This is a genomic window from Mesorhizobium sp. 131-3-5, assembly GCF_016756575.1.
GTDB lineage: Bacteria > Pseudomonadota > Alphaproteobacteria > Rhizobiales > Rhizobiaceae > Mesorhizobium > Mesorhizobium jarvisii.
Genome location: NZ_AP023254.1, coordinates 4,025,246 through 4,041,246, shown reverse-complemented (window position 1 = coordinate 4,041,246; position 16,001 = coordinate 4,025,246). Strand labels below are relative to the sequence as shown.

Genomic DNA, 16,001 nt, shown 5'->3' with positions numbered 1-16,001 from the left:
CCGGCTACTCCTGCGGCCGGCCGGGTTCGAAGTACCGTCCGGGAAACTCGATGCCCATGGCACGCAGATCCTCCAGGAAGCGCGGCCTAATGCCGGTTGCCTCGAAATAGCCGAGGATGCCGCCATCGGCATCCATGCCGGTGCGCACGAAGCGGAAGATCTCCTGCATCTGGATGACGTCGCCTTCCATGCCGGTCACCTCGGCAACGCTTGTCACCTTGCGCTTGCCATCGGAAAGCCGGGTCAGTTGCACGATGATGTCGATGGCGCTGGCGATCTGGCTGCGGATCGACTGCACCGTCATCGGCATGCCGGTCATGCCCAACATCTGTTCGAGGCGCGAAATGGCATCGCGCGGCGTGTTGGCGTGGATGGTCGCCATCGACCCTTCATGGCCGGTGTTCATCGCCTGCAGCATGTCGAAGGCCTCCTCGCCGCGGCACTCGCCGAGGATGACGCGGTCGGGGCGCATGCGCAGCGCGTTCTTGACGAGATCGCGCTGTTTGAGTTCGCCATGGCCCTCGATGTTGGCGGGACGCGTCTCCATGCGCGCGACATGCGGCTGCTGCAGCTGAAGTTCGGCCGCGTCCTCGATGGTGATCAGCCGCTCGTCTTCGGGAATGAAGGCCGACAGTGCGTTGAGCATAGTCGTCTTGCCGGTGCCGGTGCCGCCCGAAATGATCGTCGTCTTGCGGGCGTGCACGGCCGCCGCCAGCACTTCGGCCATGTTCTGCGTGATGGCGCCGAATTCGACCAGCTTGTGCAGGCCGAGCTTGTTCTTGGAGAATTTGCGGATCGACACCAGCGGCCCGTCGACGCCGACCGGGCGGATGGCCGCGTTGAAGCGCGAGCCGTCCAGCATGCGGGCATCGACCATCGGCTGCGATTCGTCGACCCTGCGGCCAACCGCGGCGACGATTTTGTTAATGATTCTAAGCAGATGCGCCTCGTCCTTGAACGGGATATGAACCTGCTGCAGCTTGCCCTTCTTTTCGATGAAGCAGTTCTGGTGGCCGTTGATCAGGATGTCGTTGATGTCGGGATCCTTGAGCAAGGGCTCGAGCGGACCAAGGCCGACCATCTCGTCGACGATATCGTCGACCAGCGCTTCAAGTTCGGCGGTGTTGATCGCCATCCGCTCCTGGCGGGTTTTTTCCGAGACGAAATCATGCACCTGCCGGCGCATCTCCTCCTTGGGCAAACGCTCCAGCGCCACCAGGTTGATTTCCTCGAGCAGCATGCGGTGAATGCGCACGCGCGCATCGAGCACCTTGTTGGCGTTCTTTGCCGGCGCGACATCCGGCTTTGCCGGCAAAGCCTTCCGGCTGGTCGGGATGACGACCGCATGATGCGCGACCGGCGTTGTATCAGCCGGGCGCTGCGGACGCGTATCGCGGTTCTGCAGGGTGGAAAAACGGCTGGTCATCCGGCCTTCCTCTTCAAGAAGCCCTTGCCGAGACCGAACAGCGATTTCGATTTGGCTCCGGTCGCGACGGCCTCCTCCGGCAGGATGATCTTCTTCAGATCGTTGACGACATTGGCGTTGGGATCGATCTCGTGCAGCGGCACGCCGCGGTCGACCGCCTCGCGCACCAGCCGGTAATTGTTGGCGATACCGCCGACGAAATGCTCGCCAAGGATCTCCTGGACATCCGCCTGCTTGATGCCGTTGTCGAACATCTTCTGCTCGAAACGGTTGACGATGACGTTCGGCTTCACTTCCTTGCCGGCGGTCTCGTAGACCGCCTGGATCAGCCTTTGCGTGTGGCGCAGGCACGGCACCGTCATTTCGGCGACGATATAGAGCTTGTTGGAGCCCAGCAGCACGGTCTCCGTCCAGGGAAACCAGGTGCGCGGCATGTCGATGACGACATTGTCGAAATAGGCCGAGACGAGGTCCAGCATGCGAACCACGACATCGGTCTTGAACGAGCGCATCTCCGACGGATGCGTCGGTGCCGCCAGCACGCAAAGCCCGCTGGCATGCTTGGACAGCATCACGTCGAGCAATTGCCGGTCGAGGCGTTCGGGCTGGTTTTCGATCTCGGTGATGTCGAAACGCGGCTCGAGGTCGAGATATTCGGCACAGGCGCCCTGCTGGAAATTGAGGTCGACCACACAGGTCGAGGCGCCGCGCGTCACCGAGTGATGCAGTTGGAATGCGGTCTGCAGCGCCAGCGTCGTGGTGCCGACGCCGCCGGCGGCCGGCATGAAGGTGTAGATCTGCGATTCGGTGTTTTCCTCGCGCCCCGGCCCTTGCAGGGCCCGCACCACCGAGCGCACCAGATCGGCCGTGGTGATCGGCTTGACCAGGAAGTCTGCGACCTTGAGCTGCACCAGGATGCGCACCGCGGCGGCGTTGAATTCCTGGGTGACCACGACCACCGGCGCCTTGCCCTCCAGCCGGCGCATGACGCGCTGCAGCGACTCGACCTCCTCCAGTCTCGCCGCATCCATGTCGACGATGATGGCGCCGAAGTCCGCCTCCTGGATCTCGCCGCGCAGTTCGGTGACATTCTTTTCCACCGTCGAGAGCTGGATGATCTCGGAGGCGGCGAATGCGGTCCGCGTGTCCTGCACGAAGGTCCTGTCCGTCGATACGAGCAGGATCTTCTTGGTCTTGATGCCGTTTGCCATTTTTGTCAGCCTGTGAGCGCGATCGCCCTTTGGGGTCAGTTGCCGGTGGTCGTCTGCGATGCCTTCGAAGCGGCGGCCTGATCCGGCGTGACCGGCCCGGCATCGCCACGCTTGGCAGGCACGAGAAGCCTTGTGTTCTGGACGCCGTATTTCCAGGGATCGACCATCTGCATGACGGTGTTGGCGGCCTGGGCGTCTCCGGAGCCCGGCGTCACCCCTTCTGTGCGTATGTAATCGTCGCTGGTGCAGCCGCCGGCCAAACCGGCAAGAAGCAAGGCGACACTTGATGTCAGGACCAGACGCATGGTTTCAGTCCTTCGGCAGGTCGAGGAAGTGCCCGACCGTGGTGGCGGGAGCGGTCCGTGCGGCGCTGCCATCGGCCAGCGCCAGCGCCCGGCCGGTGTCCGATGCCTTCACTTCCTCGGTGTTGTTGAGGAAATAGTCGACATTGCTGGCCGGCCGCGTGCCATCGGTCGGCTCGAGCATTTTCTTCGACGGATCGACCGGCTTGACCAGGTAGGGCGTGACGATGATGACCAGATCGGTCTCGCGCCGCTGATAGGATTTCGACGAGAACAGCGCCCCGAGCACCGGCATCTTGCCGAGGCCGGGAATGCGCGACGTGGTGATGTCGTTTTGCGACTGCAGCAGTCCCGCGATCATGAAGCTCTGGCCGTTCTTGAGATCGACCGAGGTCTTGGCGCGGCGCACGATGAATCCCGGCACGGAGATAGTGCCGATGTTGTAGGAGGACGACGCATCGATCGAAGAGACTTCCGGCGCGATGTCGAGGCTCACCAGCCCGTCCTTGAGCACGGTCGGCGTGAAGTCCAGGCTGACGCCGTATTTCTTGTAGCTGACGGAGATCTTGCCGTTGTCCTCCGAGACCGGGATCGGGAATTCGCCGCCGGCCAGGAAGCTCGCCGTCTCGCCCGAGCGGGCGATAAGGTTCGGTTCCGCCAGACGGCGGGCGAGGCCGCGCTCTTCCAGCGCCTTGATAGCGATGTCGATCGACACGCCGTTCGACAGCAGCCGGCCGATGATTTCACCGGTTCCCGCTGCCGGCACCGTGCCGGGGTCGAGCGAAACATCGCGCCCGCCGAAACCGTAGGCAAAATTGGCACTGTATTTGGCGCCCAGATCCTGCCCCGCCTGGCGATTGATCTCGACGAAGCGGACATTGAGCTGAACCTGCTGCGACGACGAGATGTTGACCGAATTGATCACCTCCTCATTGCCGGAAAAGCGGCTGGCGATCTTGCTTGCCTTGTCGGCGGCGACCGCGTCGTCGGCCTCGCCCGACAGCACGACACGGCCATTGGCCGACCCGACCTTGATCTTGGCGTCCGGCACGCTGGCGCGGATGGTGCTGGCCAGTTGATCCGTGTCGAGCGTCACCTCGATGTCGACGGTGCCGACGAGCTGCTTTTTCTCGTCGAACAGCGCAACGCCGGTGGTGCCGAGATTGTTGCCGAGCACATAGAAGGATTTGTCGGTCAATGGATTGACGTTGGCGATCTCAGGATCGCCGATGACGATCTGGTAGAAGGCGGCACTCGTCACGATCGTCTTGGGCTTGCCCTTGGCGACCTTGATCGACGCATTCTTGGCCGCCGAGACATAGACGATGTCATTGTCCGCCTTGGACACGCCGGGCAAGGCGAGCATTCCGCCCGCAACCAGCGCAGCAGCCATCGCCAGAGCGCGCGCAAAGCGCGATCGATCCATCATTCGATATAGGGTACGCATCACAATTGCCCTGTCCCGTCCGGTCCCCACCGGCCTTTACTTCTGGTCCGGCGCAGGAACCTGATATTCCTCGGCCTTCGTGCCGCGCGTCACGATGACCGTCTTGAATTTCGGCTTCTCCGGCTCCTTGGTTATCGCATCGAACAGCGAGCCGGCCGTGGCCTGAGCCTTGGCCGCCACCGATCCGCCAAAAGACGAGATGGTGGTGACGCCGTTCTTGCCGTCGCCGCCTTCGGAGGCTGAGCGCAGCGACAGCGACAGCGTGCCGACGGTGCGGGCAAGCGCCACTTTCTGCGCGCCTTCGGTCGTCACTTCAATGGTCACGGAATTCGTGATCTGCGGCGTCGTCTGGCGCTCGTCGGCACCCTGGCCGACACTCAGCACCTTGGCGTCGGCAACGACGATCTCGGAGGTGACGGTTGAACCGGCAGCACCTTGCGCGTTCTTGGCGACCTCCTGGATTTCGCCGGCATCGCGCGTCAGCACGACATCAACGCGGTCGCCCGGCGTGACGAAGCCGCCGACGCCGGCGATCTCGTCAGTGCGGATGGTCACCGCTCGCATTCCGGGCGTAAGCATGTTGGAGAGCGTAGCGCGGCCGTTCGGCCCCGACAGCTTGGTCAGCAGCACCGGTTCGTTGACCTCGATCGGCGACAACACGATGCGATTGCCCTCGCCGAGCAATCCGTCGATGGTGGCAAAGGCACCTTGCGGCAGGGAATCTTGTGGCCAGGGGATTTCGATCAGCTTGGCGCGGTCAAGTTCCTGGCCGTAGCGCAGCGGCGCGTTCGCCACCACGATGGTCTTGAACTCGATCCTGGGCGGGGCGGGAGCGGCGATCGACGCCGTCTTCTCCTCGGCATCGGCTTTGGCCTGGCTCTTGACCCAGAAATCCGCGGCAAAGATCGAGATCGCGCCGAAAACGGCGGCGATACCGATCATCGTTATGGCCTTGCCCCTCACGCCGAAAACCCCTGATGCCGTCGTTTCTTGTTATGTTGGGCTCACGCTAGGCCGCTTTGTTAAAGAATCAGGAATGTAGAACGGTGGTATTGGACCTATTTCCGCCCGCTTGGTTATCGAATGGTTTTAGGATAAGACGGGTCAAATCCCCGAACGTAACAGGAACCTCCGTCGCTTGGCGCTGAAAAGCGTGGCAGTATCGGCGAGTGATTCGCAGCACCGGACCCTATGGCAGGCATGGACGACAACAACGATCTCTTCGGCAATATGGACAAGCAGCCGCAGCCGGTTCGCTCACCGGCGCGCCCGGCCGACCCGCTTGTGCAGGCAGCAGCCAAGCGCCCAGCCGCGACCAAGGATGGCAGCGAGGGCTATAGCGCCGCCGACATTGAGGTGCTCGAAGGCTTGGAGCCGGTGCGCCGCCGGCCAGGCATGTATATTGGCGGCACCGACGACAAGGCGATGCACCATCTGTTCGCCGAGGTCATCGACAATTCGATGGACGAGGCGGTTGCCGGCCATGCCACCTTCATCGATGTCGAGCTTTCGGCCGACGGGTTTCTGACCGTTACCGACAATGGCCGCGGCATCCCGGTCGATCCGCATCCGAAATTCAAGAAGCCGGCGCTCGAAGTCATCATGACGACGCTGCATTCGGGCGGCAAATTCGACTCCAAGGTCTATGAAACCTCCGGCGGCCTGCACGGCGTCGGCGTTTCCGTGGTCAACGCACTGTCGGACCATCTCGAGGTCGAGGTCGCGCGTGGCCGCCAGCTTTATCGCCAGCGCTTTTCGCGCGGCATTCCGGTAAGCGGCCTGGAGCAGCTTGGCGAGGTCCACAACCGGCGCGGAACGAAAATCCGCTTCCATCCCGACGAGCAGATCTTCGGCAAGGGCGCGGCCTTCGAACCGGCGCGGCTCTACCGCATGACGCGCTCGAAGGCCTATCTGTTCGGCGGCGTCGAAATCCGCTGGACCTGTGATCCCTCGCTGATCAAGGAAAAGGACCAGACCCCGGCCAAGGCGGAGTTCCATTTTCCCGGCGGCCTGAAGGACTATCTCAAGGCATCGCTCGGCGACGACTTTCAGGTGACGCGGGAAATCTTCGCGGGAAAAAGCGAAAAGCAAGGCGGCCATGGCTCGCTCGAATGGGCGGTGACCTGGTTTGGCGGCGACGGCTTCATCAATTCCTACTGCAACACCATTCCGACCGGCGAAGGCGGCACGCATGAGGCCGGCTTCCGCAACGTGCTGACGCGCGGCTTGCGCGCCTATGCCGATCTGGTCGGCAACAAGCGCGCCTCGATCGTCACCTCCGAAGACGTCATGATCTCGGCGGCCGGCATGCTGTCCGTGTTCATCCGCGAGCCTGAATTCGTTGGCCAGACCAAGGACAGGCTGGCGACGATCGAGGCAATTCGAATTGTCGAGACCGCGATCCGCGATCCGTTCGACCATTGGCTGGCCGACAATCCGCAGGAAGCCTCGAAGCTGCTGGAATGGGTGATCGCGCGCGCCGACGAGCGGGTGCGCCGGCGTCAGGAAAAGGAAGTGTCGCGCAAGAGCGCGGTGCGCAAATTGCGCCTGCCGGGCAAGCTCGCCGACTGCACGCAGAATGCGGCGGCCGGTGCCGAACTGTTCATCGTCGAAGGTGACTCCGCCGGCGGCTCGGCCAAGCAGGCGCGCGACCGCGCCAGTCAGGCCGTACTGCCATTGCGCGGAAAAATCCTCAACGTCGCCAGTGCCGGCAATGACAAGCTGGCCGCCAACCAGCAGATATCGGACCTGATCCAGGCGCTCGGTTGCGGCACGCGCTCAAAATACCGCGATGAGGATTTGCGCTACGACCGCGTGATCATCATGACCGACGCCGACGTCGACGGCGCCCATATCGCCTCGCTGCTGATCACCTTCTTCTACCAGGAAATGCCGGCGCTAGTGCGTGGCGGCCATCTCTACCTGGCGGTGCCGCCGCTTTATTCGATCCGGCAAGGCGGCAAGGTTGCGTATGCCCGCGACGACGCGCACAAGGACGAGCTCCTGCGCACCGAATTCACCGGGCGCGGCAAGGTCGAGCTTGGCCGCTTCAAGGGCCTGGGCGAGATGATGGCCTCTCAGCTCAAGGAGACCACAATGGATCCGAGGAAGCGCACGCTTCTGCGGGTCGATGTGATCGACGCCGAGGCAGCGACCAAGGACGCGGTCGACGCGCTGATGGGCACCAAGCCGGAAGCCCGCTTCCGCTTCATCCAGGAACGTGCCGAATTCGCCGAGACGGAAGTGCTGGATATCTAGCCGCTGGCCAGTTTAGCTTGCGCTTCCGATATGGAGACCGGCATGTGACCTGGGCGCGGCTGAAAGCGTATTTCGAGACGAGCCTGGCCGGTTTGACGCAGCCGACGCGCTCGGACTGGATTTTCGCCCTGCGCACCGTTTCGGCCGGCCTGATCGCGCTGCTCGCCGCCTATGCCCTCAAGCTCGACCACCCGCAATGGGCGATGATGACGGTGTTTATCGTTGCCCAGCCGGTCGCGGGCATGGTGCTGGCCAAGGGCTTCTACCGGTTGCTCGGCACGCTGGCCGGCGGGCTGGCGGCGATCGGCATCACCACTGTCTTCGGCACCAACCCATGGGTTCTGGTGACCGTGCTCGCCGTCTGGATCGGCATCTGCACCTTCGTTTCATCATTGCTGCGCAATCCCGAAGCCTATGGTGCGGCACTTGCCGGTTACACGGCGATGATCATCGGCCTGCCTGCCTTCGGACAGCCGCATCTGATCGTCGATCTTGCTGTCGCGCGTTGCGCGGAAATCGTGCTTGGCATCGTCTGCGCCGGCGTGACCAGCCGGCTGATCCTGCCGAAACTGGCCAGCGATGCCATCATCTCGCGGCTGAAGCGCTGCATTCTCGACCTTGCCACCTATGCCGCGGGCGCCTTCTCGGGCGGTGACACAGCGACACTTTCCGCACTGCATCGCAAACTCGTCGCGGACACCCAGACACTCGGCGAAATGCGCGCCTATGCCAGGCTGGAAGCGCCGAGCTTCGCGCCGCGTGCCCACCCGGTGCGGCGCACCATCGGACAATTGCTCTCGGCCCTGTCGGCGGCACGCGCGCTGCATTCGCACGCCGCCCCGAAAAACGCCGCCCTCATCCCGGTGCGTTCGCAATTGCAGGCCCTTGTCGGCGATTTGGCGGCAAAGCCCGGCGCACTGGACGATACCGCACCCTGGGTTAAACAGCTCGACGCGATCTCGGCCAAGGCCCGGCAACTGCCCGATGCCTCGGTCGACCAGGGTGACGACAGGGTCGGCACCATCACCCGCCTCACCATCGCCGCCGATTTCGCCGAGGCGCTCAAGCAGGTGCTGCGCGGGCTCGATGCCTTGCGTTCACCGGTCACCCGCACGGGCCGCGCCAGCAGGCAGCCTGCCCTGGTGGTGCACCGCGACTACCCTGGCGCATCGCGCAATGCCGTGCGTGCGGCCCTTGCCACCTTGCTGGTCGCGGCCTTCTGGCTGACGACGAAATGGTCCGAGGCGGCGGGCACGGTCATTCTCGTCGCCGTCGTATCCAGCCTTTTCGCCGCTCGCCCCGATCCGGTGCAGGTGTCCTGGGGCTTCTTCAAGGGCACGCTGCTAGCTTTGCCCTTTGCCTTCCTCGTCGGCCAGATCGCATTGCCTGCTTTGCCCGGCTTCGGCTGGTTCGTCCTGTTTGTCGTGCCGATCCTGGTGCCGACCGCGCTGGGCATGGCCAATCCGCGCTATGTCGGCGTCGCCACGGCCTTCGCCATCAACTTCCTCGCTTTCCTCAGCCCGCATCAAGCGATGACCTACGATCCTGGCCCGTTCTTTGCTGGCTCGGCATCGGTGCTGGTCGGCATTCTGCTGGCGATCGGCGTCTTCATTGCCGTGCTGCCCGCCGATCCGTGGCTCGCGGCAAACCGGATCGTGCGGGCCATGCGCGAGGATTTGGCACGGCTTTGCCTGCACGAGCGCGTGCCGAGGCGTTCGGCCTTCGAAAGCCTCGCCTATGACCGCATCAACCAGCTGATGCCGTTGGTGCAGAACTCCGGCAGGAAGGGCGAGGCGGTGCTGGGCGGGAGCGTCGCCGCCGCGACGGTCGGCCTGGAGATCCTCAGGCTGCGCGGCGCGAGCCAAAACCATGCCATCCCATCGGAAACCACGGTTTCGATCGCCAATTTCCTGAGAGGGCTGGCGCGCGAACTGCTGTTCCGCTCCCCCGGCGATCCGCAGACAGCGACCGTCGCTGTCGCCCGGCAGTATGCGGCTGGTATCGCCCAGCGAAACGCCACCGGCGACATGCTGCAGATCGCGGCATCCCTGCGCATCATTGCCGCCGCGATGGAGGACTTTCCGGACTTTTTCGCGAAAGACCGAGGCTAGGCCGCTGCAATCGCCAGCGCGTGACCCCGCGCGTTCTCGCGCAGCGCGTCGAGATGGATCGACTTGACCAAGGCCGCGAGATCGCCTTCCGCGGATTGCCCGCCCAACTCCTTGAGCATCAGCCAGCTGACTTCCTGCACGCCGGCAACACGCTTGCCATTGGCAACCTCGCGCCAGATCTTCAGCGCACGCAAGATGATGGCATGCGTGGCGGCAGCCAGGCCGGCGCTGCGGAACAATGCCTGCAAGGCCACGTCGTGGCCGCCTGCCAGCAGCGCCCTCACCCGTGGCTCGGATTGCTGGCCGAGTGCCACCAGCGTGGAGCCGAAGAAATCGACCTTGCCATGCGCGATGGTGCGGATGAGGAAGCTCGCGGTGAGATCGCCGCGCAGCCTGAGATGTTCGATCAGCGCGGCGTGTTCTTCCTGGCGCGTGCCCTCAATCAGCGTCACAGAGGCCTTGACGCAGGCGTCTCGCAGGACACGATCGGCCCGCGCGGCGCCCATCAGTGCCATGACCAGCGGCGATGTCTTCAATGTCTCGCCGAGCTTGATCAGAAGCATGTGCCGGCAGTCGGCCGGCAGCCTGATGTCCGATATCAGCGCCTCGCGCACCTGCGGCAGGTGCCCATGGCGTTCGGCCATGCGGCGGAAGCTCAGCGAAGCAATGCTGGCGCCGCTATTGGCGAGCAGGACGGCGCAGGCTTCCGCCTCACCGATCTCGGCGATGGCCGCCGACAGCGCCATCGAGACGACAGGACGGTCGGCGATCAGCTTCTGCGTTGCCTTCTGGCTCGCAGCCACGCGGTTGATCAGATCGGCATCGGTGAGCAGCGGCGAACGCGCCAGCACCACACCGGCGACTTCCGGCTGGTCAGACGCCAGCGCACTGATGATCTGCAGCGGCGCGTGGTGGCTCATCGAGAGCGCTTCGGCCATCGCCAGCCGCACTTTCGACGATGCATCGTCGAGCAGCAGCGTCAGCGCTGCCTCGGCGGCGCATCGGTCCTCGAACGGCAATTCGGAATTGACATAGGCGCGGGCCAGCGCATTGGCCGCGGCGGCGCGCTCGGACACTCTTGCCGTGTAGATCCATTTCAGGAAATGCGAAACAACAACCATGCCCGTCTGCTTACGCCCCATGCCGGAAGGTTTCCGACCCCGCTGGAGACGGTAGGCATAAATGGTTTACGAACGGTTCACCATGTTCATTAACTGGCTTGCGACCGCTGAATGCAGCGCCTATCAACCGTCAATCAGTGCAGGAGACTGAAAATGGCCGGCCTATATCTCGAGGAGTTTGTCGTCGGTCATGTCTTCCAGCACACGCTTCGCAAGACCGTGACCGAGAGCGACAACATGCTGTTTTCGGTGATGACGCTGAACCCGCAGCCGCTTCATATCGACTTCGATTTCGCCGCCAGGAGCGAATGGGGCAAACCGCTGGTCAACTCGCTGTTCACGCTCGGCCTGATGATCGGCATTTCGGTCAACGACATCACGGTCGGCACGACGGTCGCCAATCTCGGCATGAAGGAAACCACCTTTCCACACCCGGTCTTCCATGGCGACACCATCCGCGTCGAGACCACTGTCATCTCGGTGCGGGAATCGAAATCGAAGCCCGATCGCGGCATCGTCGAATTCGAACACCGCGCCTACAACCAGCATGGCGACCTCGTCGCCAAATGCGTCAGGCAAGCGATGATGCTGAAGAAGGCCGCCTGATGCGCTCGCTGCTGTTCGTCCCCGGCGATTCCGAGCGCAAGCTTGAAAAAGGTTTTGGCGCGGGCGCCGACGTGGTGATCGTCGATCTCGAGGATTCCGTGGCGCCGCAGAACAAGGCAGCCGCGCGAGACATTGCGGCACGCTTTATTGCCGAACGCAGGGGGCTAACCAGCTCGGCCATCTACATCAGGGTCAACGACCTCTCGACCGGGTTGACGGATGACGATCTTGCCGCGCTCGTTTCGGCAAAGCCGGTCGGCATCATGCTGCCTAAGTCCAACAGCGGCCAGGATGTACAGCAGCTCTCGGCAAAGCTCAGGGTCTGGGAGGCCGAGAACGACCTGCCCGACGGCTCGATCAAAATCCTGCCGATCATCACCGAAACCCCGGCGGGTGTGCTCGCCGCCGCGACCTATGCCGGCGCAAGCGCGCGGCTCGCCGGCCTGACCTGGGGCGCAGAGGATTTGTCTGCGGCGATCGGCGCACGCGCGGCACGCGACGAGCACGGCCGCTACACCGACCTGTTCCGCCACGCTCGCCTGACGACCATCCTTGCGGCCACAGCCGCGGAGGTCGCGGCGATCGACACCGTGTTCCCGAACTTTCGCGACATGGCGGCCTTCACCGCGGAATGCGCGGAGGCCGAGCGCGACGGCTTCACCGGCAAGATGGCGATCCACCCCGACCAGGTGTCCGTCATCAACGCCGCCTTCACGCCCTCGGCCGAGGCGGTGAAACAGTCGGCGGCGATCGTCGCGGCGTTCGAGGCGGCGGGGAATCCCGGCGTCGTCGGCATTGACGGCAAGATGTTCGACCGCCCGCATCTGCGGCTGGCCGAACGGCTGCTGGCCCGCGCCAAGGCAGCCGGGATCTCCGTTTAGTCTGGCGAGCCTTTGCTCGTCAGTCCCGCGCCAGCACGATGATCCGGTCCTCCGGCAGATAGGTCAGCGCTTCCGACTTCGGAGGATTGACGGTAACGCCGCCCAGCGCCCGCTGGTCGGCATCTCCGGCGCGGATTCGCCGGTAGCCTATGGCGATCTCGCCGCGCAGCCGCGCCGATTGCGCGATCGTCCAGAAGGTCAATGGCTGGTCGATGGCGACATAGTCGGCGACCGGGCGCATGTAGATTTCGGAGCCTTGCTCGTCGAGCAAATCATCGAAGATCGCGGCGAGATATTGGTTCTCGGAGGCCTGCGCCAGCATCAGGCTGACCAGCCGGTTGCTGACGACGAAATCATCGGCCTTGGTCACCGCCGCAAGCTCGCGGTTGCGCACGTCGATCATCTCGCTGACGATGGAGATGTGCAGGCCGGCATCATCGGCGATCTTGCGCAGATGCAGCAGCGTCACCAGTGTGCGCGTGTCGGCCGGCTGCGCAGCCATGGCTTCGCTGTAGCCGAGGACGAGCACGTGGTCGTAGGAAGGCACGTCCAGGCTCGCCAGCGCCGTGCTGCTCGAGGTGTCGGTGATGCGGCAGGAAACCGACAGATTGTCGCCGGCAACCGGCAGTCCGGCAACTTCCTGCTCGAGGCCAGGCGTATCAGCGGCGACGGTCAGGATCGAACCAGGCGCGACGTAGCGCGACAGTTCATAGGTGATGATCGGACCGCGCCGGTTCCAGCCGAGAATCAGTGTTCGCTCCGGCTTCGCCTCGACGGACCGCGGGCCGCGGATCGCTGCCGTATCGATCTTGATCGCGGTGCTTCCGAGCCTGATCGCGGCATCGTCCTCGGCGATGATGATGGCGCGCATGTCCTTGCCGATCACCAGTTCCGACTGCGGGTTGAGATTGACGCGCCCCTCCTGGTCACAAAGCCCGATCAGCGCGCAGTGCTCATAGGCCATCACCGCCTCGCCGAAGGTCTTGCCGGCGAGCCCTGGCTGCGCTGTCGTGTAGATTTCGCAGCCGTCGAAATCGAGCAGTTCCGAATAGACGCCGCTGAGACCCGACTGCCGGCTCGAATGCACGACGATGCGCGAGATCAGCTGGTCGGCCAGCACGAGCTGCACCTCGGCCCCGCCGACGACGCGGGCGACCTCGGCATTCTTGCCGTCGCGGATCTCGGCGGCGATGTTATAGGGGTCGGTGCGCCGGCTCGGGTCGTTGACCAGCGCCAGCACCGTCTTGATGACCTGCGAATCCGGATCGTCGCCGTCCGGCGAAAGCACGATCACCGACCGCGAGGTCTGCGGATTGACGATGGCGAGATCATAGAGATCGGTCGGATCGCCGCTGCGGCAGATGATGCGCGTGTTGCCCAGTTTGCCGACCTTGGCCGCGATCTCGTCCTCCATCGCGACCTTATCCATATTGGCCATGACGACGATGCGCGGACGGCGACGGCTGGCATTGGCGATGACGAGTTCGGAAATCACGTCGAAGATCGACGGCGACCAGTTGAGGATGATGGTGTGGTCGCTCTCCAGCACCCGAGAACGGCCCTTGCGCAATTCATCGAGCTTGCCGTCCACGCCGGCGCTGAGCACGCCGATGAGGGCCGACACGACGAAGATGCCGGCAAGCGTGACGACCAGCATGACGATGCGGAAGGCCCAGCCGGTGTCGCCGCCCATCGTCCCGGAATCGAGCGTGCGCATCAGCGATTCCCAGAACGCTTCGAAAAAGTTCAGCGGCTCGCCGCCTTCCGGCGCGATGCGGGTCACGGCAAGGAAAGCGGCGGCGGCGATGATGATCAGCAGGGAAACGACGGCAAGCCAGCCGATCAGGGCGATCGGGCCGGCGGCCATGCTCTTGTCGAAGCCGTAGCGCAGCCGGGCTCCCAGCGAGTCGCGTTTTTTCATGCCAGTGGTGCCCCCGCACTATCCCCAAGGTCGATACGCTAACCCCAACGCATCGCCGAAGCCGCTCTCTTAGCGTGTGTTCAGAGGAAGGGGAATCGCTTTTCGCGTGGTCACGGTGAAGGATTCCTTCCGTGATGGCGAAGCTGCCGCGCGCGTCTGGTGCGGCGGCTACCAGACCATCGGGATCAGGCGATAGCGGACCCGGGTTGCGTAGTCGTTATAGCCGCGCAGGCCGGTGCGCAGGGTTTTCTCCTCGATGAAGGTGCGGATGGCCAGGAGAACGATGAACACGAGCACCGATACCAGCCCCCACCAAGAGCCAAGCAGGAGTGCGGTGCCGGCGAAAAAGAGGATGGCGCCGGCATACATCGGGTGGCGAACGTAGCTGTAGGGGCCCGTGGTGATCACGCGCTGTCCGCGCTCATCTTGGATTTTTACCACGGGTGCGGCGAAACTGTTCTCCAGCATGGTTAGGTAGCAGATCCAGATTCCGACCAGCAGGACCAGCGCGCCGACCGCCTGCGCCCAGAAGGGGACCGCCGACCAGCCGAAACGGAAGTCGAACCCCATGAAGCTCAGCCAGCCGAAGATGCCGATGAGAAGTATGGAGAGCAGGACCTTGTCGGCCGGTGTCTGACTTTTCTGGATCGGAGGGCTCAGCCGCTCATTCATCAGGCCCGGATCGCGCCGCGCCAGCGCCACGCCCATGGTGAGGCTCAGCCCCACCATCACCACCAGATAGACCCAGGCTGCTGGCCAAGCAAAGGTGCCCGCCGACAGGAAGAGCAAGGCGCCGCCCATGACGCCGAACCAGATGAATGTCTGAAGAAGCAATTTCGCGATCATGACCGACCTTCCACATTATGCCCCTCGCCTGCATTGGCTGAAACAGACCAATGGTCTATCATACCGACCAGTGGTCTGTGTTTCAAGCGGACTGTCTGATATCCGTGCTGGACGGGAGCGGCCGGCGCGTGCAGAAGGTTTCGTCATGCCCCGTGTCATCAAGCATCCAGAGATCAGGCGAGAAGACATTCTGGACCATGCCCAGGCCCTGTTCCTGACGCAGGGTTACGACAGAGCGAGCCTCAACGACGTGATTGCCTCAGCCGGCATCTCGAAGGGCGCCTTCTATCACTACTTCCCCTCCAAGGAGGCTCTTCTGGAAGCCTTGGCCGACCGTTTCGCGCGGCAGGCGCTGGCTGCGGTTCAGAGTGTACTCGACGATCCCGACCTCGACCCGCTTGGACGGCTGAACAGCTTGCTCAGCCAGTCGCGACAGGCCAAGATCGAGACCGCAGCGGAGGCCTGGGCTCTTTTCGAAACGATGTTTCGGCCGGAGAATCTGGTTCTTTTCCACCGCATCAACCTGGCGGCTCACGCGTCTTTTTCGCCCCTGCTGGTCAAGGTCATCCGGCAAGGTGTCGAAGACGGCACCTTCAGGACTTTCGACCCGGAAGGTGTCGCCGACATCGTCATGCAGTTCGGCTTGGCCGCGCATGATGTCGTCGCCAAGGCGATCGCCGGCGGCAGCGACGCCGATATGGAGGTCGCGATCGAGGTGCTGGAAAAACGCGTCAGGCTCTACGAAATCGCTCTCGACCGCATTCTCGGCCTTCCCGACGGCAGCATCCGGATCGGGGAGCCCGGCTATATCAGAGCCGTCATGACGGCCCGACGGAAAGCCGACAAGGCGCGGTGATCTGCCAGGTCTGAA

At 63.6% G+C, this 16,001-nt stretch carries 13 protein-coding genes; 5 read left to right on the top strand and 8 right to left on the bottom strand.

Translation table 11 applies throughout. The features are described from left to right. Positions 1-4: 4 nt before the first annotated feature. From JG747_RS19700 to cpaB, 5 genes are read right to left on the bottom strand one after another with little or no spacing between them, the layout of a single operon-like run. Positions 5-1,426, bottom strand: a complete 1,422-nt coding sequence (locus tag JG747_RS19700; RefSeq protein ID WP_019858429.1) for a CpaF family protein — start codon at positions 1,424-1,426, stop codon at positions 5-7. After that, the gene (locus tag JG747_RS19695) at positions 1,423-2,637 is read right to left on the bottom strand and encodes an AAA family ATPase (protein ID WP_019858430.1); all 1,215 of its coding nucleotides are present in this window, start codon (positions 2,635-2,637) and stop codon (positions 1,423-1,425) included. The genes JG747_RS19700 and JG747_RS19695 overlap by 4 nt, the downstream gene beginning before the upstream one ends. Positions 2,638-2,672: 35 nt before the next feature. Beyond that, on the bottom strand, positions 2,673-2,942 hold the full coding sequence (locus tag JG747_RS19690; protein ID WP_019858432.1) for a hypothetical protein: 270 nt from the start codon (positions 2,940-2,942) through the stop codon (positions 2,673-2,675). A 4-nt stretch (positions 2,943-2,946) separates the two neighbouring features. Next, entirely contained in the window at positions 2,947-4,365 is a 1,419-nt protein-coding gene (locus JG747_RS19685; protein ID WP_446720617.1) for a type II and III secretion system protein family protein, read from the bottom strand. Between the two features lie 57 nt (positions 4,366-4,422). After that, positions 4,423-5,349, bottom strand: coding sequence for a Flp pilus assembly protein CpaB (gene cpaB, locus JG747_RS19680; protein ID WP_244748155.1), 927 nt, complete (start codon positions 5,347-5,349; stop codon positions 4,423-4,425). A gap of 237 nt (positions 5,350-5,586) precedes the next feature. Between cpaB and parE the strand changes: the two genes are divergently transcribed. Next, positions 5,587-7,644 carry a DNA topoisomerase IV subunit B gene (gene parE, locus JG747_RS19675; RefSeq protein ID WP_064984353.1) on the top strand — a complete coding sequence of 686 codons (2,058 nt, stop codon included), beginning with the start codon at positions 5,587-5,589 and terminating at the stop codon, positions 7,642-7,644. A gap of 44 nt (positions 7,645-7,688) precedes the next feature. Continuing rightward, entirely contained in the window at positions 7,689-9,755 is a 2,067-nt protein-coding gene (locus JG747_RS19670) for an FUSC family protein (RefSeq protein WP_069092268.1), read from the top strand. On the opposite strand, the gene JG747_RS19665 is transcribed toward JG747_RS19670, so the two are convergent. Beyond that, on the bottom strand, positions 9,752-10,876 hold the full coding sequence (locus JG747_RS19665) for a DUF2336 domain-containing protein (RefSeq protein WP_069092269.1): 1,125 nt from the start codon (positions 10,874-10,876) through the stop codon (positions 9,752-9,754). The genes JG747_RS19670 and JG747_RS19665 overlap by 4 nt on opposite strands. Positions 10,877-11,029: 153 nt before the next feature. Here JG747_RS19665 and JG747_RS19660 point away from each other — a divergent pair, with 153 nt between their 5' ends. Next, complete coding sequence (locus JG747_RS19660) at positions 11,030-11,482, top strand: MaoC family dehydratase (protein ID WP_019858440.1); 453 nt, start codon at positions 11,030-11,032, stop codon at positions 11,480-11,482. After that, positions 11,482-12,363: an HpcH/HpaI aldolase/citrate lyase family protein gene (locus JG747_RS19655; RefSeq protein ID WP_064984226.1), complete on the top strand. Its 882-nt coding sequence runs from the start codon at positions 11,482-11,484 to the stop codon at positions 12,361-12,363. The genes JG747_RS19660 and JG747_RS19655 overlap by 1 nt, the downstream gene beginning before the upstream one ends. 19 nt (positions 12,364-12,382) lie before the next feature. Here JG747_RS19655 and JG747_RS19650 read toward each other — a convergent pair whose 3' ends face one another. Together JG747_RS19650 and JG747_RS19645 are read right to left on the bottom strand one after the other, a co-directional pair. Then, complete coding sequence (locus JG747_RS19650) at positions 12,383-14,284, bottom strand: CASTOR/POLLUX-related putative ion channel (RefSeq protein ID WP_064984225.1); 1,902 nt, start codon at positions 14,282-14,284, stop codon at positions 12,383-12,385. A 168-nt stretch (positions 14,285-14,452) separates the two neighbouring features. Beyond that, positions 14,453-15,130: a methyltransferase family protein gene (locus tag JG747_RS19645; protein WP_202359855.1), complete on the bottom strand. Its 678-nt coding sequence runs from the start codon at positions 15,128-15,130 to the stop codon at positions 14,453-14,455. Between the two features lie 145 nt (positions 15,131-15,275). On the opposite strand from JG747_RS19645, the gene JG747_RS19640 reads away from it, so the two are divergent. Beyond that, positions 15,276-15,986 carry a TetR/AcrR family transcriptional regulator gene (locus JG747_RS19640; protein WP_202359854.1) on the top strand — a complete coding sequence of 237 codons (711 nt, stop codon included), beginning with the start codon at positions 15,276-15,278 and terminating at the stop codon, positions 15,984-15,986. Positions 15,987-16,001 lie beyond the last annotated feature (15 nt).

Excerpts from the sequence above, each read along its gene's own strand:
- JG747_RS19640 (WP_202359854.1), top strand. The coding sequence starts at position 15,276 with ATGCCCCGTGTCATCAAGCATCCAGAGATCAGGCGAGAAGACATTCTG.
- JG747_RS19665 (WP_069092269.1), bottom strand. The coding sequence starts at position 10,876 with ATGGTTGTTGTTTCGCATTTCCTGAAATGGATCTACACGGCAAGAGTG.
- parE (WP_064984353.1), top strand. The coding sequence starts at position 5,587 with ATGGACGACAACAACGATCTCTTCGGCAATATGGACAAGCAGCCGCAG.
- JG747_RS19695 (WP_019858430.1), bottom strand. The coding sequence starts at position 2,637 with ATGGCAAACGGCATCAAGACCAAGAAGATCCTGCTCGTATCGACGGAC.
- JG747_RS19685 (WP_446720617.1), bottom strand. The coding sequence starts at position 4,365 with ATGGATCGATCGCGCTTTGCGCGCGCTCTGGCGATGGCTGCTGCGCTG.
- JG747_RS19645 (WP_202359855.1), bottom strand. The coding sequence starts at position 15,130 with ATGATCGCGAAATTGCTTCTTCAGACATTCATCTGGTTCGGCGTCATG.
- JG747_RS19700 (WP_019858429.1), bottom strand. The coding sequence starts at position 1,426 with ATGACCAGCCGTTTTTCCACCCTGCAGAACCGCGATACGCGTCCGCAG.
- JG747_RS19690 (WP_019858432.1), bottom strand. The coding sequence starts at position 2,942 with ATGCGTCTGGTCCTGACATCAAGTGTCGCCTTGCTTCTTGCCGGTTTG.
- JG747_RS19660 (WP_019858440.1), top strand. The coding sequence starts at position 11,030 with ATGGCCGGCCTATATCTCGAGGAGTTTGTCGTCGGTCATGTCTTCCAG.
- JG747_RS19650 (WP_064984225.1), bottom strand. The coding sequence starts at position 14,284 with ATGAAAAAACGCGACTCGCTGGGAGCCCGGCTGCGCTACGGCTTCGAC.
- JG747_RS19655 (WP_064984226.1), top strand. The coding sequence starts at position 11,482 with ATGCGCTCGCTGCTGTTCGTCCCCGGCGATTCCGAGCGCAAGCTTGAA.